Annotated in this window: 20 protein-coding genes; 8 read left to right on the plus strand and 12 right to left on the minus strand. The window is 35.9% G+C overall.

Features of this window, described 5'->3' with window-relative positions; all coding sequences use genetic code 11:
- The first annotated feature begins 208 nt into the window (after window positions 1-208).
- The 7 genes from P2W75_RS09295 (at window position 209) to P2W75_RS09325 (ending at window position 10,639) form a co-directional block, all read left to right on the plus strand.
- Complete coding sequence (locus P2W75_RS09295) at window positions 209-952, plus strand: MgtC/SapB family protein (RefSeq protein ID WP_276380148.1); 744 nt, start codon at window positions 209-211, stop codon at window positions 950-952.
- A gap of 2 nt (window positions 953-954) precedes the next feature.
- A complete protein-coding gene (locus P2W75_RS09300; RefSeq protein ID WP_276380149.1) occupies window positions 955-1,515 on the plus strand; it encodes a hypothetical protein in 561 nt (186 codons plus the stop codon).
- A gap of 11 nt (window positions 1,516-1,526) precedes the next feature.
- Complete coding sequence (mgtA, locus tag P2W75_RS09305; RefSeq protein ID WP_276380150.1) at window positions 1,527-4,226, plus strand: magnesium-translocating P-type ATPase; 2,700 nt, start codon at window positions 1,527-1,529, stop codon at window positions 4,224-4,226.
- A gap of 10 nt (window positions 4,227-4,236) precedes the next feature.
- A complete protein-coding gene (locus P2W75_RS09310) occupies window positions 4,237-5,379 on the plus strand; it encodes an efflux RND transporter periplasmic adaptor subunit (protein ID WP_276380151.1) in 1,143 nt (380 codons plus the stop codon).
- Between the two features lie 162 nt (window positions 5,380-5,541).
- On the plus strand, window positions 5,542-8,655 hold the full coding sequence (locus P2W75_RS09315) for an efflux RND transporter permease subunit (RefSeq protein ID WP_276380152.1): 3,114 nt from the start codon (window positions 5,542-5,544) through the stop codon (window positions 8,653-8,655).
- 10 nt (window positions 8,656-8,665) lie between these two features.
- Window positions 8,666-9,958: a TolC family protein gene (locus tag P2W75_RS09320; RefSeq protein WP_276380153.1), complete on the plus strand. Its 1,293-nt coding sequence runs from the start codon at window positions 8,666-8,668 to the stop codon at window positions 9,956-9,958.
- Window positions 9,959-9,973: 15 nt separating this feature from the next.
- Window positions 9,974-10,639 (plus strand): outer membrane beta-barrel protein, encoded by a 666-nt coding sequence (locus tag P2W75_RS09325; RefSeq protein WP_276380154.1) that lies wholly within the window; start codon window positions 9,974-9,976, stop codon window positions 10,637-10,639.
- Between the two features lie 522 nt (window positions 10,640-11,161).
- Here the strand turns inward: P2W75_RS09325 and P2W75_RS09330 are convergent.
- The 11 genes from P2W75_RS09330 to P2W75_RS22600 form a co-directional block, all read right to left on the minus strand.
- A complete protein-coding gene (locus P2W75_RS09330) occupies window positions 11,162-12,274 on the minus strand; it encodes a S41 family peptidase (RefSeq protein WP_276380155.1) in 1,113 nt (370 codons plus the stop codon).
- A 261-nt stretch (window positions 12,275-12,535) separates the two neighbouring features.
- Window positions 12,536-13,960: an SDR family oxidoreductase gene (locus P2W75_RS09335; RefSeq protein ID WP_276380156.1), complete on the minus strand. Its 1,425-nt coding sequence runs from the start codon at window positions 13,958-13,960 to the stop codon at window positions 12,536-12,538.
- Between the two features lie 12 nt (window positions 13,961-13,972).
- Window positions 13,973-14,656, minus strand: a complete 684-nt coding sequence (locus P2W75_RS09340) for an SDR family NAD(P)-dependent oxidoreductase (protein WP_276380157.1) — start codon at window positions 14,654-14,656, stop codon at window positions 13,973-13,975.
- Between the two features lie 231 nt (window positions 14,657-14,887).
- Complete coding sequence (locus tag P2W75_RS09345) at window positions 14,888-15,460, minus strand: DUF4833 domain-containing protein (RefSeq protein ID WP_276380158.1); 573 nt, start codon at window positions 15,458-15,460, stop codon at window positions 14,888-14,890.
- Between the two features lie 14 nt (window positions 15,461-15,474).
- Window positions 15,475-15,906 (minus strand): GtrA family protein, encoded by a 432-nt coding sequence (locus P2W75_RS09350; RefSeq protein ID WP_207296418.1) that lies wholly within the window; start codon window positions 15,904-15,906, stop codon window positions 15,475-15,477.
- Window positions 15,906-16,592 (minus strand): CDP-alcohol phosphatidyltransferase family protein, encoded by a 687-nt coding sequence (locus P2W75_RS09355; RefSeq protein ID WP_276380159.1) that lies wholly within the window; start codon window positions 16,590-16,592, stop codon window positions 15,906-15,908. Before P2W75_RS09355 ends, P2W75_RS09350 begins: the two co-directional genes overlap by 1 nt.
- 153 nt (window positions 16,593-16,745) lie before the next feature.
- On the minus strand, window positions 16,746-17,552 hold the full coding sequence (locus P2W75_RS09360; protein WP_207296420.1) for a phytanoyl-CoA dioxygenase family protein: 807 nt from the start codon (window positions 17,550-17,552) through the stop codon (window positions 16,746-16,748).
- Window positions 17,553-17,785: 233 nt separating this feature from the next.
- Window positions 17,786-18,574, minus strand: coding sequence for an SDR family oxidoreductase (locus P2W75_RS09365; protein WP_276380160.1), 789 nt, complete (start codon window positions 18,572-18,574; stop codon window positions 17,786-17,788).
- A 98-nt stretch (window positions 18,575-18,672) separates the two neighbouring features.
- Complete coding sequence (locus P2W75_RS09370) at window positions 18,673-19,215, minus strand: ferritin-like domain-containing protein (RefSeq protein ID WP_276380161.1); 543 nt, start codon at window positions 19,213-19,215, stop codon at window positions 18,673-18,675.
- 108 nt (window positions 19,216-19,323) lie between these two features.
- Complete coding sequence (locus tag P2W75_RS09375) at window positions 19,324-21,516, minus strand: hypothetical protein (RefSeq protein ID WP_276380162.1); 2,193 nt, start codon at window positions 21,514-21,516, stop codon at window positions 19,324-19,326.
- A gap of 141 nt (window positions 21,517-21,657) precedes the next feature.
- The gene (locus P2W75_RS22600; protein ID WP_373921637.1) at window positions 21,658-21,795 is read right to left on the minus strand and encodes an SPW repeat protein; all 138 of its coding nucleotides are present in this window, start codon (window positions 21,793-21,795) and stop codon (window positions 21,658-21,660) included.
- Between P2W75_RS22600 and P2W75_RS09380 the strand changes: the two genes are divergently transcribed.
- Window positions 21,743-21,907, plus strand: a complete 165-nt coding sequence (locus P2W75_RS09380; protein ID WP_276380163.1) for a hypothetical protein — start codon at window positions 21,743-21,745, stop codon at window positions 21,905-21,907. The two genes, P2W75_RS22600 and P2W75_RS09380, sit on opposite strands and share 53 nt — an antisense overlap.
- A gap of 380 nt (window positions 21,908-22,287) precedes the next feature.
- Here P2W75_RS09380 and P2W75_RS09385 read toward each other — a convergent pair whose 3' ends face one another.
- Window positions 22,288-22,536, minus strand: a complete 249-nt coding sequence (locus P2W75_RS09385) for a hypothetical protein (RefSeq protein ID WP_207296425.1) — start codon at window positions 22,534-22,536, stop codon at window positions 22,288-22,290.
- Window positions 22,537-22,608: the final 72 nt, after the last annotated feature.

A 22,608-nucleotide genomic window follows, 5' to 3' on the forward strand; every position in this document is an offset into this window, starting at 1 on the left:
TATCATCATTTTCCAATCTGTTTTTTTGATACAAAAACAACTTGAATTTCTTTCTAATGAAATTCTAATTTTTTTCTAAAACATCTCTAATGGCCTTTTTTTTAAAGCCGTTCTAATTTTGCGTCGTGGTTATGAAACAGTACTCGCCGTTGTTTTGTGCCATCAGAAATTAAAGCAAAAAATACAATTTTTCGGTTTTCAAAAATACATGGAAAACCGACTAAAAGAAAGGAGGCCTGCCATGATTACAACTTACGAATTTACAACCCGTATTGCACTTGCAGCAAGTCTTGGAGCCGCAATAGGAATCGAAAGACAATGGCGTCAGAAAAATGCCGGACTGCGTACCAATACGCTTGTTTCTCTTGGATCTACCGCTTTTATTCTGCTTTCCGTTTCCTTGGGCAATGGAGCCGATCCAAGCAGAGTGGCCGCACAAATCGTTTCCGGAATTGGTTTTCTGGGAGCCGGAGTTATCATGAAAGACGGATTGAGCGTTCAGGGGCTAAATACTGCAGCAACGATTTGGTGTTCTGCGGCAGTTGGATCTCTTACCGGAATTGGTTTATACAGCGAAGCCATCATAGTAAGCGCTGCGGTAATGATTACACATATACTGCTTCGTCCATTAGGCTTAACATTAAACCGATTACAGTCTCTAAAATCCTTTAATACTCCAACAGATTATCTTTTTACTATAAAATGCAAAACAGAAGTAGAAAACCATCTGCGAGTAATGCTGATGCAGAACTTAGGAAACGAAGATTCATTGCTTTTAAAATCACTGACAAGCGATGATAATCATGATCCCTCAATAGTGATCATAACAGCAGAGATAAAGGCAATTACATCTCAGGATAGTCTTATGGAAAAAATGGCCAGCCGCTTAACGATTGAAGAAAAAGTTACAAAAGTGAGCTGGGAAATTATGGGAACCCAAACAGATCTTTAATCATGACATTATCCATTCAAATTGCAGTTCTTTTAATCTCTTTAGGGATTACTGCAGATAATTTGCTGCTGTCTAAAATGAGTGTTAATACGATTGCTTTTACCAAATCAAAAAAGGCAGTTTTGTTATTGTTTGTTTTGTTTACGATACAATTACAGGTTATAAAATACGGGTACTGGACTGCAGCATTAGTAACAAGCAGTATAAAAAATCAGGACAAGTGGATTGCCTTAACCATGCTGTTTTCGATAGCTGTAAAGATGATTCACGAATTTAAAATAAAAATAATTCGAAACCATAAAACCTTTCCGTACTTAGATGACTTTTTAAACATTGCCCTTGCTTCATCAGTATATCTTTTTGTGCTGGGTTTTGCCTTAAATCTCTTAAAGATTGAGTCGCTTACTATTTACAAAACCGTAATTCCATGTTTAATGTTGTTCCTGTCAATTGGCTGGTCTTTAAAATATTTCAATTCGGTTAAGGCCATTCATTTAATCAAAATTTCAGCCATAGTTATGATTTTCAGCGGAGTCATAATCTTTTTAATCAATACTATTTAATAATTACAACAATGAGTGCAAAAGAGAAAATTAAGCACCCCTTCTATTCCTTGACCAACAACGGAATGAACGAAGGAACGACTACAAAATTGCGAAACGCTTCCAGAAGCGATTCTAATTTTGTCTATGCTATGCTCGAAAGTTCAGAAGCAGGGATAAGCACGCCAACCTCAAATGAGCGTATTAAAAAATACGGTCCCAATGAAGTGCAGCATGACAAGGCACCTTCATGGCTAAAGCAATTATTTAAAGCTTTTATTAATCCGTTTATTTTCATCCTGCTGGTTATAGCCATCATATCTTTTGTTGTAGATGTCTGGCTTGCTGCACCGGGAGAAGCCGATTATAAGACCATAATTATGGTAGCTGTCATGGTGCTTTTTAGTGTTTTGCTTCGGTTTTTTCAAGAGTTTAGAAGCAATCAGGCTGCAGATAAGCTAAAGAGCATGGTAAAAACTACGGCAACCGTACTTCGAAAATTTACAGGCAAAAGAGAAATTGCCATGACAGAACTGGTTCCGGGGGACATTGTTTATTTATCTGCCGGTGATATGGTGCCTGCTGACTGCCGTATTATGCAAAGTAAAGATTTATTTATAAGCGAATCTATGCTGACAGGAGAAGCTTTGCCTGTAGAAAAAACATTTCTGCCCATACGCGACGCCGATACTAAACAGCCTATAGAACTCAATAATCTATGTTTTATGGGAACAAATGTCGTTAGCGGTACGGCTATGGCAATTGTGGTGGCAACCGGAAACCGAACTTATTTTGGAAGCATCAGCAAAACTATTTTGGGTAACAGACCTGAAACTGCTTTTGATATCGGAATAAACAAAGTCAGCTACCTCTTGATTCGTTTCATGCTCGTTATGGTTCCTGTAATTTTCTTGGTAAATGGTTTCTTAAAAGGAGACTGGATGCAGGCTTTATTATTTGCCATTGCTGTTGCGGTGGGATTAACTCCTGAAATGCTTCCTATGATTGTGACAGCCAATTTAGCCAAAGGCGCTATGAATATGAGCAAACATAAAGTGATTGTAAAACGATTAAATGCCATTCAAAATATCGGTGCGATGGATATTCTCTGCACAGATAAAACTGGCACGCTGACTCTTGACAAAATTGTACTTGAAAAACATTTAAATGTTTTGGGAACTGAAGACGACGAAGTTTTAAAATGGGCTTACCTGAATAGTTTTCATCAAACGGGATTAAAAAATATACTTGACAAAGCAGTTCTGGAACATGTTGAACTTCATGATTATTTAAAAGTAGAAGAATATTTCATGAAAGTAGATGAAATTCCTTTTGATTTTCAACGCAGACGCATGTCGGTTATTTTGAAAATGAGAAACGGAAATCATCTTTTAATCTGCAAAGGTGCTGTGGAAGAAATTCTGGATTTGTGTTCTCACAGTTTTGATCCGGGCGAAGACAAAGAACTTCACCTTGAAAACGATAAAGTAATCCCGATGGATAAGAAGATGCATGATACCGTTTTGCAGACTTCCAAAAAAATGAACGAAGAAGGCTTAAGAGTGTTATTAGTTGCCATAAGAGAATTTGACGGAAAACATCCTCTAACCTATTCTGTACAAGATGAAAATAATCTAACCTTAACTGGTTTTATTGGTTTTCTTGATCCTGCAAAACCATCAGCAAAACCAAGTATTGCAGCGCTTCAGGGACTAGGGATTGGAGTAAAGGTCCTTACGGGAGATAATGAAATTGTAACTAAAAAAATATGCAATGATGTAGGGATTCCGGTAAAAAACATTGTTCTGGGCACCGAATTAGAAACCATGACACAAAAGGAATTGACAGATCGTATTGATGATGTTTCCATTTTTGCCAAATTAAGTCCGTTACAAAAAGTGAGAGTTGTAAAAGCATTACGCGAAAAAGGACACACCGTTGGGTTTATGGGCGATGGCATAAATGATGCCGCAGCGCTTAAGGAAGCAGACGTGGGAATCAGCGTTGACACTGCTGTCGATATCGCCAAAGAAAGTGCTGATATTATATTATTAGAAAAAGACTTAATGGTACTACGCAAAGGCGTTATTCACGGCCGAAGAACCTTTGGCAACATAATTAAATACATTAAAATGACCGCCAGCAGCAACTTTGGTAATATGTTCAGCATGCTTGGAGCAAGTGCCTTCCTGCCTTTTTTACCAATGCTTCCGGTACAATTATTAACTCAAAATTTATTATACGATATATCACAAACCGCTATTCCGTGGGATAGAATGGACGAAGATTTTTTGAAAAAACCTAAAAAATGGGATGCTTCAAGTATTCAGAGATTTATGTTTTTCATTGGCCCAATCAGCTCCATTTTTGACTTTGCAACGTTTGCTCTGATGTTCTTTTACTTCAAGGCAAACAGCCCGGAACTCCAATCGTTTTTTCAAAGCGGGTGGTTTATAGAAGGATTGCTTTCGCAAACATTGATTATACACATGATAAGAACCAAAAAAATTCCATTTATACAAAGCTGGGCAGCAACGCCTGTAGTAGCATTAACCACATTAATTATGGTGGTTGGTATCGCGATTCCGTTTTCGCCATTGGCACCAATGTTAAAAATGCAGCCGCTTCCTTTAAGCTATTTCCCATTTTTATTTGGCATACTAACCTGCTATTGTCTGCTTACACAATTTGTTAAAACATGGTTTATCAAAAAATTCAATCAGTGGTTATAAAATTAAACGTATGAAACTAAAAACTAAAAACAGTAAACAATTCGCATGTAACAATCTTTTAGTAACACTAATTGCTGCAGCCGCATTAACAGCCTGTCACAATAAAACTGAAACGAAACAAAGCGAGTCTTTTTCTTTACAGGGTGATACCATCATAGTTCCCGCAAAATCGATGATTGCTTCAAAATTGAAACTCGAAACCGTAAAAAACGAACCTTTTAAATTTGAATTGCAAACTGCTGGCACAGTTAAGGCAATTCCGAACTCGTATGCCGAAATTGCTCCTCCGTTTTCCGGAAGGGTAACCAAAGTATATTTAAAACTGGGCATGAAAACCCAAGCCGGAACGCCGCTTTTTGAAATGGTTTCACCTGATTTTACAGATGCGCAAAAAAACTTCTTTCAGGCAAAATCCGGTTATCAGACCGCGAAGCTTTCTTTAAAACGTCAGCAGGATTTAAAAACTCATGGCGTAGGTTCCCAAAAAGATCTCGAAGAAGCGGAAACGAGTTTTGAAGTCAGCGAGAAAGAATACCAAAATGCGGCTGCGAGCCTAAAAATATTTGGAGTTAATATCAATAAATTAGTTTTTGGACAGCCATTAGTAGTTACTTCTCCCATTGCAGGAGAAGTGATTGCCAATGAATTGGTTATGGGACAATTTTTAAAAGAAGAAGATGCTCCCAAAGCCAAAATTGCCGATCTGAAAAAAGTATGGGTTGCAGGGCAGATTAAGGAAAAAGACATTCGGTTTATTCATGAATTGGATAAAGCCGAAATTCAGGCCGGAGCTTATCCTGACAAAAAAATCACAGGAAAAATATTCCACGTTGACGAAATAATCGACGAAACGACACGAAGTGTTCAGGTTTTAATTGAATGTGCCAATGCAGATCATCTGCTTAAACCCGGAATGTACGTATCTGTAAATTTCACCGATACACCCGTAAATACCTTGTTTGTTCCAGCAAAAACGGTACTGCAATTTAACGACAAAAGCTTTGTATTTGTACAATTAGCCGACGGAAAATATGCACGCCGTTATGTAGAAACCGGAGTATCACAAAACGGGAAAATAGCAATCCAGTCAGGACTCCAACCAAATGAAACCATTATAAGCGAAGGAGCCTTTTATCTCCTTGAAGCAAAATAGTCTGAAAAATTAGCACACTCCCGATACCCATTGGGAGCAAAGTTAAAATCATTGAAATCTTTTAATCTACAGCTAAGAAAATCGCAAAGCAAGCATAAAACCTTAAACTCTTAGCTTCTTAGTATCTCAGAACCTTAGTATCTCAGCACCTTTTAAAAAAAAATGAAAAAAAACATATTCGAAACAACAATAGCAAAACGCTGGCTGATTCTGGCGTTACTTCTGCTCCTCTCCTTATTTGGCTATTATTCGTGGACACAGCTTTCGGTCGAAGCCTATCCAGACATTGGCGATGTCACTTCGCAGGTGGTTACGCAGGTTCCCGGACTTGCTGCAGAAGAAGTCGAACAGCAAATTACCATCCCAATCGAACGTGCCATCAACGGATTACCCGGAATGCATGTCATGCGAAGCAAAAGTACTTTTGGCTTATCTATGGTTACCATTGTTTTTGATGACGGCATAGAAGATTACTTTGCCCGCACCCGAATTCAGGAACGTTTAAACGATGTTGAACTGCCTTATGGAGCAGCACCGGGTTTAGATCCGCTTACCTCTCCTACGGGTGAAATTTATCGGTACATAATTGAAAGTAAAGTTTACGATCTTCGAAAACTAAGCGAATTGCAGGAATACACTATTGTTCCTCGCATTAAACAAGTTTCGGGCGTGGTCGATGTAACCAATTTTGGAGGAATTACAACGCAATATCAAATTGAATTGGATCCGCGCAAAATAGAACAATACGGATTATCGCTAAGCGAAATAACCGAAACGATCGAAAAAAACAATGCCAATGTAGGCGGAAGCGTCATTAACCGCGGTGACCAGTCGTATGTGGTACGCGGAATTGGTCTGGTGAAAAACCTCGATGACATGGGGCGTATTGTAGTGAAATCCGTTAACGGAATTCCAGTTTATCTTAATGATATTGGAAAACTAAAATACGGAAATCTGGAACGCAAAGGCGCATTAGGTTATACAGACAAACGAGGCATTGATTACTCAGATAATATCGAAGGAATTGTGCTTTTGCTAAAAAACCAAAATCCATCAGTGGTATTAAAAGGCGTTAACGAAGCCGTAGCCGATCTTAACAAAAATTATCTGCCAGAAGGAGTAAAGATTCATTCTTTTCTGGACAGAACTAATTTAGTAAACACCACACTTACCACCGTTTCACATACATTGCTGGAAGGAATGGCGCTGGTTATTATTGTATTAATCGTATTTCTAGGCAGTTGGAGAGGCGCATTACTGGTAGCCATTACAATTCCAATTTCACTTTTGATTGCTTTTATTCTAATGAAATTCACCAATATTCCGGCCAATCTGCTTTCGCTTGGCGCAATAGATTTCGGAATTATTGTCGACGGTGCCATTGTAATGATGGAAACTATTCTGAAAAAACGGGAAGATGACGAAACTAAAGAACTCACCGAAAATAGCGTTGCCAGCAGCGTAAAAAGTGTTGCGCGTCCCATTTTCTTTGCCACTCTTATCATCATCACAGCATACTTGCCATTGTTTGCTTTTGAAAGAGTAGAGAAAAAGTTATTTACGCCTATGGCATTTACTGTTGGTTATGCGCTTTTCGGTGCTTTATTAGTGGCTTTATTACTAATTCCGGGATTGGCTTATTTTATTTACCGCAAGCCTCAAAAAATGTATCATAACAAGTGGCTGGATAAATTAACAAGCGTTTATCATAACCGAATTCAAAAAATAATGCAGGCGCCAAAAAAGGTATTCGCACCTTTAATAGCCATATTAGCACTTGCTTTAATACTTACCATAACTGTTGGAAAGGATTTTTTACCGCCTTTAGATGAAGGTTCTATCTGGCTCCAGGTTTCGTTACCGCCGGGAATCACGTTGGAGAAATCTAAAGAAATGAGTGATACCCTGCGTCACAGAACTTTAAAACACGAAGAAGTAACTTATATGATGGTACAGGCAGGACGAAATGATGACGGAACCGATGCCTGGACGCCTTCTCACTATGAATGCAGTGTGGGTTTGAAACCTTACAGGGAATGGAAATCAGGAAAGACGAAAGAAGACTTAATCAAAGAACTTGCGGCTGAATATGCGACGATGCCCGGTTATAATATTGGTTTTTCGCAGCCTATGATTGATGGCGTAATGGATAAAATTTCGGGAGCACACAGCGAATTGGTGGTAAAAGTATACGGCGAAGATTATAAAGAAACCCGACGCATTGCCGAAGACATCATCAAAACGCTAAAAGATGTTGTAGGCGCCGTAGATCTGGCTATCGATCAGGAACCGCCTTTACCGCAGATACAGGTAATTGCAGACCGTCAGAAAATTGCGCAATACAGTTTAAATGTAGATGATGTATCTGAACTTATTGAAGTGGCTATGGGAGGAAAAGCCGTTTCGCAGATTTTTGTAGGCAACAAAGTTTATGATATTACAGCGAGATACAATGAAGAAAGCCGCAATAATCCGGAGAAAATAGGAAACTTAATGCTCACAAATTCCGAAGGCGTAAAAATTCCTCTATCACAAGTTTGCGATATCAAACTCAATACGGGAGAAAGCACCATTGCCCGCGAAACAAACAAACGCCATCTTACCGTTCGCTTAAACCTGCGAGGCAATGATTTGAGTTCTTTTCTAAAAGAAGCGCAAGCCAAAATCGAAAAAGAAGTAAAATACAATCACGAGGAATTTAAAATAAAATGGGGCGGACAATTTGAAAATCAGGAACGTGCTTACGGCCATCTGGCTATTATTGTACCCTTAGCATTGGCTATTATGTTTGTACTGCTGTATGGTGCATTTGGAAAATTCCGTCAGGCCGGATTGCTAATGAGTATCGTTCCCTTGGCATTATTTGGAGGTATGCTGGCTTTAAATCTTCGCGGTATGACTTTAAACGTATCATCGGCAGTAGGTTTTATAGCTTTATTTGGAGTTGCCATACAAAATGGAGTTATCATGATTTCTCATATCAATCAGCTCAGGAAAAATGGAATGACACTTATAGAATCTGTAACCAATGGTGCAAAACAACGTTTCCGTCCTGTTTTAATGACAGCCACAGTAGCTGTATTGGGATTATTACCTGCTTCGCTGGCAACAGGTATAGGCAGCGATGTACAAAGACCTTTGGCAACGGTAATTGTTTACGGACTTTTATTCTCCACCATTTTGACCCTTTTTGCTCTCCCATCTCTTTATTATCTCATCGAGAAAAAATTTGACATGACAGAAACTGCAAATCAGCATGAAACAGATCCTCAATAAAACGATATTTATGACTAAAAATATAAAACAAAAATGGGTAACACTTTTGATACTGCTGGTTTTTTCGGCAGTATCAAACGCCCAGGTTGATACAACATTCGTTTCGGTAAAAATGAACTATCCTGATTTTCTTTCTCTCGTCAGTAAAAATAATCTGGGATATGCCGCCGAAAAATTTAATGTAGAAATTGCGCAGGCTAATACTGAAGCTTCAAAAGTTTTTCCGGATCCAGAACTGGCTGTAGGTGCAAGTGATAATGGCCAGCGCAGAATGCAGATGGGTTACGGTTTCTCTACAGAATTAAGCTGGACGCTTGAATTAGGTGGAAAACGAAAAGCCCGAATAAATGTAGCCAAAAGTACCACAGAACTCACCAAAACTTTGTTAGAAGATTATTTTAGAAATCTAAGAGCCGAAGCTACTTTAAATTATTTAACCGGATTAAAACATAAACAAGTTTTTAAAGTTCAATTAAACTCCTACACAATCCTTAAAAACATTGCCGCTACAGACAGCATTCGTTTTAAATTAGGAAGTATTACGGAGATCGATGCCTGCCAAAGTAAACTGGAAGCCAATTCAATGCTGAATGATGTTTACCAAAGTGAAGCCGATTGGAAATCAGCTCTTTTGGAATTGGGTACAATGCTGGGAAATCAAAAAGTAGATACGTTGTATTTGCCTTTGGGTGATTTGACAAAATTTGAACGCATGTTTGATTTAAATGAACTTATTGTTACAGCTCAAAATAACAGAACTGATTTGCTTGCAGCTCTTAAAAACAAAAATGTCGCCCAAGAAGTTTTAAAATTAACCAAAGCCAATAGAGTTTTAAATCTGGGTTTGAGTTTAGGCGTAGAAAATGCTTCTGTTGTTAGTAACGTTGTAGCTCCTACTCCATCTTCTAATGCTGTTTCTGCCGGAATTACAATTCCGCTTAAATTTTCAAATCAAAACAAAGGAGAATTAAAAGCTGCCGAATTCAGTGTACAACAAGCCGACGCTTTGTACAAACAAACGGAATTACAAATTCAAACTGAAGTACGAAAAGCATGGTTTGCCTATCTCACCGCACAAAAACAAGTTAAACAGTTTGATACCGGTTTATTGGCTGATGCAAAAAAACTGCTGGACGGAAAGGTTTATAGTTACAAACGCGGCAAAACCACTTTGCTTGAGGTATTAAATGCACAGCGAACTTATAACGAAACGCAACTTAGTTATCATGAAACCCTTTACAATTATGCTGCAGCTTTAGTAGAACTGGAAAAAACAGCGGGTATCTGGGATATTAATTTTTAAAATAATTCTGAAACAATGAAAAAAATCTATATAATTTTATTCCTGTTTTGTTTTCTGCTAAAAGTCAGCGCACAGCAAACAGGACTTGCTTTTGGCATTAGTAGCGGCATAAACGGGTCTTCGTTAAATGGTCAGAATGTAGACAGCTTATCAACCGGCGGGGTACTAAAAAGTTTAACCGGCCAAACCATTGGAATTACTCTTGATAATAAATTATCAAAATACTTTGGATTAAAACACGAAGTATTTTACAGTCGGAAATTGATTTCACTTCAGTTAAATGATACGCTAAACGGCGATTATAAAAGTAAGTTTAAACGCCAGTATATTGAATTATTTCCCGTCAGTCCTGCTTTTTATTACAAAGGAATACAGCTTTTTGCAGGTCCTTACATTGGAATTTTACTAAATGCTTCCCTGCAGCGCAAGAATGCCGATGGAAATTTATATACTGATAAATCACTCTACGGTAATGGTACAACGCCAAGTAAATACAGCCAAAAAATGGATGCCGGATTCACTGCTGGTTTAAACTATGAATTTTCAAATGGTATTCGTTTAGGCGGCAGATACATTCAAGGATTTGTTCCTCTTATCGAAAATGCTAATACCAATTCACAATGGAAGATTTACAATGAAAGTTTCTTTGTTACCATTGGATATACTTTTAAAAATAAATAAACGCTAGATAACATTAAAAAAAATTATTCTTATCATATCTGTTTATATAAACTAGGGGCAAAATTAAACGCGAATTAAATGTTTTCTTACCCCAATCCACATAAGAAACATCTATAACAAGTTCATAAGACCAATGAGGATATACTAAATCGTATGTCAATCTTCATGTATTCCATAAATTTTATTGTAATTTGTTCCGTAGTCATAAGGAGACAACTAGCAATAGCTGTCTCCTTTCTATATAAAAATATGTAGATTTTGCAAATCTTGTTTGGCCCAGTCGTGTAATTCGAAGATCTGTAGTATTCAATATTATTTGTGCGTTTTAATATTTATAATATATTTATATTCTGCTATCGGTTTTAAAATGTCCGAAAACGTCGGTGGCTTCCCGATATGGCAGCCTTCTGGAGATTGTTCTCTCCACCAACTCTAAAAGTATTAAAATTAATATTTTACGGCTTAAAAAAATTATGTTTTTACTGCCTCGCATAACGGGAAACCCTGTTAAGGGTAGTGTATTTAATTGCGGAGCTTTAATAATTCTTTGATAGCTGTGTCTAATACTGGATCATTCCTGTTTAGCAAATCATTTTGAGTATTTAGAACATAAATGTCAACAGGTGCACCGATTCCTTCATAACAAATCATTTTGTTGTCGTAGTACCGTTCATTAGAGAGTGAAATAAGCCACCCATTCGGAAGTGTAAAGCCATACATATTTGAGTAAATGCCTCGTGTATTTGAACCGACAATTTTTACATTAGGCAGTTCTCTCATTATCGAAGCAAATAAATCTCCGGCGCTTACTGTTTTGTCATTCGTTAAGACTACAACAGGTTTTGTAAATTGAAAAACACCTTTAGGCTCAGTGTACCAAGTTTCAAGCTGCCCAAAATCTTCATATCCTCCTTTTCTTATTCTTGTTTTTTTATGCATGCCAATTACTTTACTAGCTGTAAATCTGCCTGCAACTTCATAAGCAAATTCATCATTACCCCCAATATTATCTCTTACATCTACGATAATTGATTTCACATCTTTAAAACTTGCAAACAGCGTATCCAATAGCTTACCTGCAACTACTGCATCAGGCACATTATCAGAATCTTGATTAACGAAGCATCTATTGAAACGCAGGTATCCAATACCATTTGAAAGCGAATAAGCGAACAGAGGCACATGATTAAATTCAGGACCTGCGTATTGCAACGCTGTAAATTTTTTTTGAGATAAGGAAGAATTTACCATTTGCCAAAACTTAGTACGTAAACTATCTGTTGGGAACTCTTTTACGAACTGCGAAGGTTTCACGGATTTGAATTGCTTTATTCCTGGAACGATAACATTGATATGATTGTCATTAAAAGGAGCCAGCATCTGAGAAAAAACCGTATACAAAGAATCATTAGAAGTATTGACGTTTATCAGTGGCCTATATTTTTGATAGGTTGCATGCCAGTCAATATTCCTTAATTTAAAGAAGGCATAGTTGTCTTCGAAAGTATGCCATAACACTTCGAAGTTTAATTCCGGTTTTGAAATAGTAGTGTCCTTTGGGTACGATACCGGATTTTGAGCGTTAGTTATATTTACGGTGAAAATTAACAAAATCAAATAGCTAAAAATTTTCATATTTTTTTAATGATTAAATTTTGATTCAAATTACTGCTAACGTTCTGGCGCTAAACGAGTTTTTCAACTAAAGATGCGAGATTTTTCCGTTATTCACAAATTTTCCAAGTACAAAACCAAGAATTAAGTCAATTTAACCTCAATTGAAAGACAATTAATGAGTTAAATTAAATATTATTTTTATTTATACGGAAAATGGTTCATAAATTATTCAGTAAGAATCACTAAAAGATACAACTAATTTCTAGTTGTATCTTTTTTTTATTTTTCTTGATTTATTAATTGATTAATCATACCGTTAAAAATAAAGCCATGAAAAGGCAGTACAGCGTACCAATACAGCTTACCTGCCAATCCTTTCGGCCTGAAAGTTGCCGCCTGATATAAGGTGTTGTTGAAAATTTTAAATTCAAGCCATGCTTCGCCGGGCAGTTTCATTTCGGCATACAAGATTAGTTTTCCCTGCTTTTTATCAGCATAAACCACACGCCAGAAGTCCAGTACATCTCCCACATGAATATTTTGTCGGTTTGTTCTGCCTCGTCTAGCTCCCACTCCGCCAAAAATCTTATCTATAAAACCACGCAGACTCCAAAGCCAATCTGCATAATACCATCCGGTTTCTCCACCTATAGACCAAATTTTTGCAATAACAGCATCTCGGTCTGTGATTTCTCTTTTTCTTCTGTCAATAAAACAATCTTTTTTAGGCACTTTTAAATAGTATCCAACACTTCCTTTAAATTGTCCGCTTATCTGTGAATCCTTCCAGCTAGAAGCCACAGCATCTTCATCAATTTTAATCAATGCTTTCTGCAGCGCTTCATTATAAGTAATAGGCTTTACGTCTAATAGAGTATTAATTCTAGTATCACTGCAGATTACTTCGACTTTCATACTGCTCACTAAGGCCGAAGCTAGTTTGAATGAAGTTGAAGTTATGAAGTACAGCCAGTAAGACGATAATTTGGGTGTCATGACCGGCAGGGTAAAAATATATCTTTTGAGTTTTTTGACTTCTGCAAACTGCAATAACATCTGCTTATAGGTAAGAATATCAGGACCGCCAATATCAAAGCTTTCATGGTACGTTTTAGAATTCAGCAGTGATTTCATTAAAAATTCCAAAACATCAGCAATAGCAATGGGCTGGCATTTGGTGTTAAGCCATTTTGGAGTAATCATTACAGGCAGTTTGTAAACCAAATCACGTATAATTTCAAAAGAAGCACTTCCAGATCCTACGATAATTCCCGCTCTAAGTGTTGTAGCTGGAGTGGTTCCTGATTTTAAAATTTCCTCTACCGCTTTTCGGGATGACAAATGTTTTGACAATGATTTATCATTGACAATGCCGCTTAAATAAATAATCTGTCTAGCACTGGTCCTATTTATTTTTTCTTTAAAATTATTAGCGGCAATACTTTCCAGCTCATCATAATTTACAGCTCCAGACATGGAATGAATGAGATAATAAGCAGCATCAATATCGTCGGGAATTTTATCTACACTCTTCTGATCTAAAAAGTCAACTTCAATGATTTGTATATTTGTTGAAGGCGTTTCAGGATAATAAAAACGGCTTTTATCCCGTACACAGCAAATTACCTCATACCCTTTTTCAAGCAGTAAAGGCAGCAGTCTTTTGCCTATATATCCCGTTGCACCTGTTAGTAGAATTTTCATGTCATAAACCCATTAAATTTTAAAACTGACTAAACCATAATCCATTTGAAAGATCTGTCCAGATATTGCGCCTGCGGCTTTAGAAATCAAGTAATCCGCCATTTGTGCTACTTCTTCAGGTTTTAAATAGTTTTTTAACGGGTGACGCTCTATCATATTTTCTTTCATCCGGTCATTTCTTAAAATGGAAGCCGATAATGGCGTTTCAGTGATTGTTGGCGCGATAGCATTAATACGAATTGCAGGAGCCAGTTCTGCACCTAAAGACTTAACAAGACCTTCAACCGCACCTTTTGCCGCAGCAATACTGGCATGAAAAGGCATTCCTAATTTTACCGCAACAGTACTGAAAAGAACAATAGAGGGATTTGTTCCCTTTTTTAAGGCTGGCAAAAAGTGCTGAATTACTTTTACGGCACCCATAACATTGATTTCAAAATCATTTCTAAAATCGTCAATGTGGAGACTTGAAATAGGTTTCAAGTTTATGGAACCCGGACAATAAATCAGAGCATCTATTTTTTCAATTTCAGGAAGCGCAACCTGTAAAATATCTGCTGAATACTGAATGAGATTGGGATGAGAAATTTCAGAAATGGTTCTGCTGATACTATAAACCTGTCTTTTTTCTAACTGCTGTAAAACTATTGCTTTACCAATTCCTCTGCTGCCTCCTATTACTACTATATTTTCCATTTTTTCTGCATTTCATGTTTTTATAGCTGCCTAAATTAGCTTCAAAAGCATTATTTTATACCATAAAGATAGTTATTGTTTAACATTTATTCAAGAATAGTTAAACAAAACTAATACCATAATACTGATTCAATTTAATACACAGATTATTTCCATGCCATAAAATTAAAATGGCGCCAATTGAATACAATTGGCGCCATTTCACAACACTATTAGTTGGTAATAGGAATCTTATTTTAATAACATTCTTTCCGTAATTATTTTATTTGAAGAAACATCCACTCCAGTCACTTCGGCATACTTTACATTTGGCAACCAGAAAGAACCTCCTTCAATACGGACAAATATTTTTTCTACCTGTATTTTTTTTTGATTTAAATGCACAAAAACATGGTATTTTTGATCTGCATCTATCTTTTTTAAAGTTAAAGGCAGCTTTTTATACGATACAAATCGGAGTTCGAACTCCTCATTATTTAAGGTTTTACTTTCTATACCATATGCAAATTTTCGTTGTATATAATTAAAATCTTCTTTTTCTCCTTTCTCAGCATATCGAATCCAATACGCTTTTATAGGATTGCTTTTGTTTATTTTTCCATTTTCCTCATAATTTATAGCATAAATAGCAGTATTTATATTGGGATCACGCTGAATATAAAACAGCATATGATCTATATTTTTTGGTGTTGGAAAATTTAAAGGCGATGGATTTTGTGCCAATAAATCTTCGGAAATTACATTTACAAAAATCATCATAAGCACTAATGACTTTGTAAAATATTTAAATAAAAATTGATTCATAATAAATATTTAATCTAATTTGATTCGATAACATTCTGTTTTTCGTTTACTCTAAAAACCCAATTTTTTATCAGCGGATAATTAAATCCATAAGAAACAAACAAGTCTGTGATTAATCTTCCAATTCTATAATCAATTTGAAATGCCTTTTGAAAAATAAGCGTACCAAATGATTTTAAAGAAATACTTCCTAATACAACCACAGCAAATTTAAAAAGCTGGCTATTGATGGGACTGCTGTAACCAGATTGATTTTTAAATACCCAAAATCTATTGATGCTGAAATTGATTATGGCACCAATGGTTCCAGAAATAAGAATGGAAAAAGTAAAATGCAGTTTAAATACTTCTGTTAATAAGATCATTAAACCGTAATCAGTAATACCGCCTAAAAATGCCGCAACTTGTGCTTGAAGAAAAGTGAAAATAGATTTTTTCTTAAACATTAGTATTGGTTTTTATCTTTCAAATCCCCTAACTTCAAAAGTATTAAGCTGTCTATTATATTAATTACAAATAAAATAGCCGTGATTGAGCCAGCCAAATAGGTGATTGATCCATCAAATATAACTTCTATAATTAAAATTAAAGCAATGATAAATCGAAGTTCTGTTGGACCAACAAAGCCGGAATCTATTGTGTATTCATTTGTAATTTTGTATCGTAACTGACTGATGATGATAGACCAGCCGTAAAATGCCACAAAAGCAAAAGCTAGTATCTGTGTGCCATTTTCAGCATAAATATAATAACCAAAACCAATGAGTACAATACCAATCCAATCAGCAATAATATCCAGTGCAAAACCATACCAACGACGTGGAATATTTCTGTAATATGCCAACCTTCCATCTAAAGAATCACCCAGCCAGTTTATAACTAAACCCATAATACCTAAAAGCAAATACCACTTTGTTAGATAAGCCCCTAAAACAAAAGCTAAAAAAATTAATCCCGAACCTAGTGCACCAATTAAAGTGAGTAAATTAGGCGAAATAAATTTAGGTACTTTTGGAAGTAAAAATACAATGGTTAATTGTTCTGCTCTTTTTAAAATATTAGTTCGCTTACGGTCTGAAAATGTTCGTTGTAGAATCTCACTGTTACCTTCAACCTGTTTTTCTGTTGCCATTAATAACCTAATTTTAGTAAGCCTAATAGTATTGTTAATTCTAGTTTTACAATTTTAAACTTTATTCTTCCTTGAATATTTTTAAAAAAATCAGTCGTCTTTTTTAGCTTACCTGATCTTACCAGATAACTAAATGCAAGAATAAACAGCATATTATTTAACAATACCAGCAAAACGTTGATAGAAAACCGTTGGGCTATTTTCATTTTTAGGAGCATATTTTCCAGCTATAATTGGAATATAAATAACTCTCCTTCTGCTTTCTTCGCCACGGATAGAAGATTCTGCGACTCTGTGCCACAAACGTCCATCGTGAATGGTTAAATCTCCTGCTTCTGGATTGATAGAAACTTCTTCTGGATCGGCTTTATGATCTAAAAAGTATTTTTTACGGAAAAGCATTTGATAAATACTTTGTTTGTGAGTGCCTGGGATAATTTTAAGACCGCCGTTTTCGGGTTTTAATGTACTTAAGTGAATCCCCACATTTAACATTGGGTTTAATTTTGTACCATAAAAAATGTCTCTTAAACCATCTGTATGCCATCCCATTTTGCTAAACTTACTTTCTGGTCCGTTGATATAATGATTGAAAACCATTCCATCTTTTTCTTCAGTACCTAATCTTGCATCATCACCTGCGAGTTGTAATAAGCTGTTAAATCTTGGATCAAGTAAAAGACCGCTTAAGGTTTGATGATGTTGATTGATAAAAGCAAAACGCTGTACTATAGGAGATCCATCTAAATCTTTTCCATATTTAATGGGAACACCATTTACTTTTTGAAGATCATTGTCAATCCATTTTTGTTCTACTTCTTTCGAAGCATTAATGATTGCTGAAACAGTTTCTGGATTTATAAAATTTTTGAAGTGGATAAAGCCATATTGGTTGAAAAAGTTGATTTGCTCATCAGTTAATTGATTAGCAAGTGTGAAAGTTTTATAAGAAGATACCATGATAAATATATTTAATAAATGAAATAATAAGTTTGAAATTTTATCTAAAAGACTAGCAACAGCAACAACAGCAACAACAACACATTCGCATGTTTGCCTGCATTTGGCTTTTAGGAAAATTAAACAAATTTCTTTTACTTGACATATTCTATCGAATTAGTAGATATTTAATACGAAGATAATATAAATTTTCTTTTGCAATGATTTTTTTTTAGTTTTTTTGAAAAAAAAATTTAAACCTTATAAATCCCAGCAGCTGTTTTTTCGATAAAAGCCTTTGGCAGTATACGATTGGCATACACAGAAATGATATTCGTAAAACCTGGAATAACTTCTGATTTTTTGCTGAACATGGCTTTTACTGCCATTTTTGCCACCTCATCTGGCTGCATATTAAACTTTTCAGCCATTTTATTTAGAGCTTCTAATCCTGCTCTCGAAGCAAAACCGGTATTAACGGGACCTGGACTAAAACAAGTTACAGAAATTGAAGTTTTAGCAAGTTCAAAACGCAAAGCACGTGTAAACGATAAAACAAAAGCCTTTGTAGCCGAATACACCGCTAGCGTAGGCACAGCCTGATAGGCCGCAGTACTTGATATATTGAGAATATAAGCTTGTTTTTGTTGTGAAAGTGCTGGCAGTAATAAATGTGAAAGTTCGACTATTACATTCATATTTAGCTGCATCATGCCAAGTTGATCGGTTAATGAAGACTTGCTAAAATCTCCCCAAACACCATAACCAGCATTGTTTACTAAAATACCAATTGGATAGTTATTCATTTTTACCCAGTTCGTTACTTGAAGCGATGCATCATTTATTGAAAGATCAATGGATAAAAAAGGAGCAGAAATACCATATTTGAGTTGAAGATCATCAGATAATGTTTGTAATTCCTGTTCACTTCTTGCAACCAGCAGCAACGAATAACCTTGTTTAGCTAATTCGTAAGCAATAGATTTTCCAATTCCTTTGCTTGCACCTGTTATTAAGGCATACGGTTTTTTATTTTCGCTCATTTTATCAATTTTATTCTCAAATATAAAAATTAATCGTAAACCATTCAGCGGAAAAACATAATTGTCACCGTACTTCCTCTATTGAATATTAGAATTCTTTATAGTTTTGGATTGTATCGTGACGTTGTTTTTTTTCTGTTTTCATCTATCGCTGCATCATAATTAATAGTGGTTATGGCCGCTTCTGAAAACAAATGGTCAGCTGTTTTTTCTTCGTCTGATGCCACTGCAAGCATATCACCAATTCGATTTTCATTAAGCTTATGACTCCATGCTGCTAAACTATCGTAAAGTGAGATCTGATAATGGATTACTTTCTGGACTGTAGCAATAAGGGCCACATCTCTTACTGGTCCTAAAATTGTATCATAAAGTACATTTTGTCCTTCATTGATAAGTCGTTGCACTGCTATACTTTTTCTTCCTCTTGCTTTACTATTTTTGATCCCGAAAATTTGTTCAATTCTAATAATCTGCTGACGAGTAATTTCAATGTATCCTTCAATTACAGAAGTAAGGTTTGGAGAGGAGGCATTATTTCTAGCTTTAGGCAGTAATTTTAAACTCTGACGCTCACAACCCAAAAGTCTTCTCAGTTCTTCCATCCATAATTTTTCTAGTGTTATTGCATCTGCTTTCATAATTTCTATTTATTATATCACTATTCCGTTACATAATCTGGAAATGAGGTCTAAGGCTTACAATTTCCATATGTTGTTTCTTTAATACTGATAGTTGATTTTGATATTTTACCAGCTTATACGAATACTTGAATCGCCCGCAAATTCAAATTTGTTATCATTAGAAGCTTTGATTTCATTATATTTCGAAGCTTGTTTTACCTCAACTTTAACTTTAGATAAAGCAGATTTAGAGAGTCCCTGCAATCTCATAGAAGCTTTAAAATTCGGATTACCTGTTAAACGAAAAGTGAGTTTGGTTTTGCCAAAGCGAAAATTTACTGCTGGATAATCGATAAAACCTACAGCATCTAGAGCCTTGATTCTAAAGTACTGTCTAGGAATAACTCCAAATGACATTCCGGTGCCATATACTTCCTGTCCCACTTCACCTGAGTTTTCCCAGCCATCATGTATGTCTTCCAAAGGTACCCACAGTTCTTTCTGCACTTGTCCTGTTTTAATTTCCTCAGCGATCATTTCAGCAGGAAGAAGGGGTGGAAAATAAAAGGCAAGTCTGGAAACTGCATATTTAATAAACTCTGGAATAAGTATTTTTAGAGAAGGCAGTATATCAATTCCATCTGTAACTTCCATATAATGATGAAGTGCCGCATATACCTCAAATTCTTCGTAAGCCGCAGTGTATGGAGCATCATTTAATGGAAAAACAGAAAAGAAACTCGGAAAATTTTTCCCATATCCATAATCACATTCCCAAAGCTGAACATTTTTAAATACACCTGCTAAACAGCAATAGCTCAATTTAAGATATTGTTCATCTTGGGTTTCTCTGTATAATTCTACCAAAGCTCCAGCAGAAAAAGCTGTATTATTGGCCTGATAAAAAATATCGAAACCAAGTCCTTCCAAACTCTTCAAAGCTCTTTTGGCTTCAGTAAGAAATCGTTTCTCTCCTGTCAATTTATAAGCCATGAGCATTACATGCGCATAAGATCCGGGAACATCTTTTTCACCTCCTCTTCCTGGAGCTGTTTCTGCTTTGATTACTTCAAAAGTGGTCATTTTGTAGAAAACAGGCCAATCGTAATCAAAATGATGGGCTGCTTTTATGGCATAATCAACCGAATTTAGAAAAAGCTTTTCAGCTTTCTTGTCCCCTCTGTGTGCCAGACGGGCGAGGTTTAAAAGCGGATGATGCAGATACCAGGAATCCATGACCATTTCTTGTTTTTGTTCTTCAGATTTGTCAAGCTGATCTACTAATGCCGGATGCCAGCGGACTACGCTTTTTACACGTTCATCATAAAACTGTTCAAGTCCTTTATCCAGATCATCATAAAGCGGATGGCTATTTTCTGACCACACAAGATATTCATGAAGAGGAAGCTTAACGGCGAGCTGCACCATAATTTCTGCGGGAGTTTTATAGTCTTGTACATAGGCATTTAAATAAGGAGAATCATTGGCCATCATCCAGCATCCTTTGTTAAGATAAAGCTGTTCAAGGACTTTTTCTGCAATACAAGGCCAGTCCTGATAGGAAATTTCAGGTTTGGAAATATGCGGATACAGAACTGCGAGATAATTTAAAAACTCAGATGTAGCTTGGAGATCATCTTTTACAATATTTTCATTAAGGATTATAAAAGCATCCGAAATGGTAAATTCTACATTTTCTGGAATAGGTTTCTCTTTATTAACAGGGAATTCAAAACCAATTTCTGGCCACTTACCTCCTACTGTATCGGCAAGTGATGTTTCAGACGCATCACAATAATGAGACATCGCACTAAGATTCTGAAAATAAAATACAGAACCATTCTGCGGCTTGGTCATACTAAAATATATATGCCCAGAACGAGATCCTACCTGATGTGTATGAATAATTCCAGAGGTATTTTCCACTCGGCCATCTGCGGTTAACGGTACAATGTCTCGTGGCCAGAATGGAATTAAAAGAGAAAATGCTGCTGTAAACTGGGTAGTGTATCGAATTACAGGCGGATCAGATTCAGGAAATGAAACTGTGATTGTGTAACGCCCAAGACGCGTTGATGCGTTTATAACAATTTGTTTGGATTCAGTAACGAGATCTGCTTTGTAAAAGACACTATTCATTCCAAAAGCCATTCGAAATGCAATACGTCCTGCATCTGGCCATTGAACAGTGAGCCAGATCGAATCACCTGCATTATAAAATTGCAAATTGTAATGTGATAATTGCATTTCATGTAAAAGACTGGCATTAACTATATCAGCCTGTACCGTGGCCGTCCATGGTGTAACAGAATTCAACATAAGTACGCTTTTAAATTAAACTTAATATCAAATTTGAGATTTAAATCAATTGGTTACTTACATAATACAATCAAAAGTTTATAAGAATTTAATTCAAAAATTAGATCAGACCATTAGCAAAACTATATGGAATAGCGTTTATTATTCCTCATATGAATGTTCCTCAAACTCGGAACGGCGTTTAAGACCATGAATTATGGCAGCTGTTCCCAAAATTAAATGAGGCATGAATATACGATGTGAGAAATTCAGTATCCAAGGTGACACTGCCAGAAACATACCTGTCAATACATACAGAAGCAGATACACGTTTAATGGTATTACCCTTATAAATCCGGTACCACATTTGGTTATCATTCCATTTAAAATCAGAGTTGCAGATGCACTGTAAAGTATAATACTTTCTACTGATGAGTGAGGTAGTTTAAAAAGAAATGGAACGATGAGCATGAGAATGGGAATGAGGTATCTTTTTCCTGCTTGTGATTGATTATAATCTATAGATGACATATCTAAATATTTTTTTAATTAAATTTTGATGAAACGAAAGGCAAATTTAAAAGCCTTATATATTCACTTTTTTACAAGATTTCTTAAGATACTTATACAATTCTCGGCTTGTAGTAGCTCATATTTATCTTTAATCAATTACAAACAGTTTTCCTCATCCTTTTTTCGTAGTTGACAAGCTTTCAGAAATTCAACTATACAAATAAAGCTGCCTATTATTATGGCAGCTTTATTTTTTAATACAGTAGTTAAAAATTAGCATTACGATTTATCTTCAGCATCGTGTCCGTTTTGCTTAACCAGTTTGTTATAAATACCCAGCAGCAGAAAAGGCGACGCCCATTGTCCTACAAAGAGTGCCGTGTGTTTATGACCCAGGCATTTTAATGCCAAAGAAGTTCCCATTGAAGCTAGCGAAGCATATAAAAACAAATCTGATGGCAGCTTAGAAGTCTGTTCCTCAATTGCCTTAGCAGTAGCGCTTTCTGTGTTTTCATTTTCTAGTAACATAATTCTAGTTTTTAAAAATTAATATAGCGCAAAGTAGACTTTCATAGTAAGGCGTATTTACAGAATTCAAAT

The organism is Flavobacterium sp. H4147, assembly GCF_029360735.1.
In the GTDB taxonomy this organism is placed as follows: domain Bacteria; phylum Bacteroidota; class Bacteroidia; order Flavobacteriales; family Flavobacteriaceae; genus Flavobacterium; species Flavobacterium endoglycinae.

What these genes read in the sequence shown, in the direction of transcription:
- P2W75_RS22600 (WP_373921637.1), bottom strand. Translation starts at nt 21,795, where the DNA reads ATGTTTCTGGCAGTGTCACCTTGGATACTGAATTTCTCACATCGTATA.
- P2W75_RS09310 (WP_276380151.1), top strand. Translation starts at nt 4,237, where the DNA reads ATGAAACTAAAAACTAAAAACAGTAAACAATTCGCATGTAACAATCTT.
- P2W75_RS09345 (WP_276380158.1), bottom strand. Translation starts at nt 15,460, where the DNA reads ATGAATCAATTTTTATTTAAATATTTTACAAAGTCATTAGTGCTTATG.
- P2W75_RS09350 (WP_207296418.1), bottom strand. Translation starts at nt 15,906, where the DNA reads ATGTTTAAGAAAAAATCTATTTTCACTTTTCTTCAAGCACAAGTTGCG.
- P2W75_RS09300 (WP_276380149.1), top strand. Translation starts at nt 955, where the DNA reads ATGACATTATCCATTCAAATTGCAGTTCTTTTAATCTCTTTAGGGATT.
- P2W75_RS09335 (WP_276380156.1), bottom strand. Translation starts at nt 13,960, where the DNA reads ATGAAAATTCTACTAACAGGTGCAACGGGATATATAGGCAAAAGACTG.
- P2W75_RS09325 (WP_276380154.1), top strand. Translation starts at nt 9,974, where the DNA reads ATGAAAAAAATCTATATAATTTTATTCCTGTTTTGTTTTCTGCTAAAA.
- P2W75_RS09295 (WP_276380148.1), top strand. Translation starts at nt 209, where the DNA reads ATGGAAAACCGACTAAAAGAAAGGAGGCCTGCCATGATTACAACTTAC.
- P2W75_RS09330 (WP_276380155.1), bottom strand. Translation starts at nt 12,274, where the DNA reads ATGAAAATTTTTAGCTATTTGATTTTGTTAATTTTCACCGTAAATATA.
- P2W75_RS09315 (WP_276380152.1), top strand. Translation starts at nt 5,542, where the DNA reads ATGAAAAAAAACATATTCGAAACAACAATAGCAAAACGCTGGCTGATT.
- P2W75_RS09370 (WP_276380161.1), bottom strand. Translation starts at nt 19,215, where the DNA reads ATGAAAGCAGATGCAATAACACTAGAAAAATTATGGATGGAAGAACTG.
- P2W75_RS09340 (WP_276380157.1), bottom strand. Translation starts at nt 14,656, where the DNA reads ATGGAAAATATAGTAGTAATAGGAGGCAGCAGAGGAATTGGTAAAGCA.
- P2W75_RS09360 (WP_207296420.1), bottom strand. Translation starts at nt 17,552, where the DNA reads ATGGTATCTTCTTATAAAACTTTCACACTTGCTAATCAATTAACTGAT.
- P2W75_RS09385 (WP_207296425.1), bottom strand. Translation starts at nt 22,536, where the DNA reads ATGTTACTAGAAAATGAAAACACAGAAAGCGCTACTGCTAAGGCAATT.
- mgtA (WP_276380150.1), top strand. Translation starts at nt 1,527, where the DNA reads ATGAGTGCAAAAGAGAAAATTAAGCACCCCTTCTATTCCTTGACCAAC.
- P2W75_RS09320 (WP_276380153.1), top strand. Translation starts at nt 8,666, where the DNA reads ATGACTAAAAATATAAAACAAAAATGGGTAACACTTTTGATACTGCTG.
- P2W75_RS09355 (WP_276380159.1), bottom strand. Translation starts at nt 16,592, where the DNA reads ATGGCAACAGAAAAACAGGTTGAAGGTAACAGTGAGATTCTACAACGA.
- P2W75_RS09375 (WP_276380162.1), bottom strand. Translation starts at nt 21,516, where the DNA reads ATGTTGAATTCTGTTACACCATGGACGGCCACGGTACAGGCTGATATA.
- P2W75_RS09380 (WP_276380163.1), top strand. Translation starts at nt 21,743, where the DNA reads ATGAATATACGATGTGAGAAATTCAGTATCCAAGGTGACACTGCCAGA.
- P2W75_RS09365 (WP_276380160.1), bottom strand. Translation starts at nt 18,574, where the DNA reads ATGAGCGAAAATAAAAAACCGTATGCCTTAATAACAGGTGCAAGCAAA.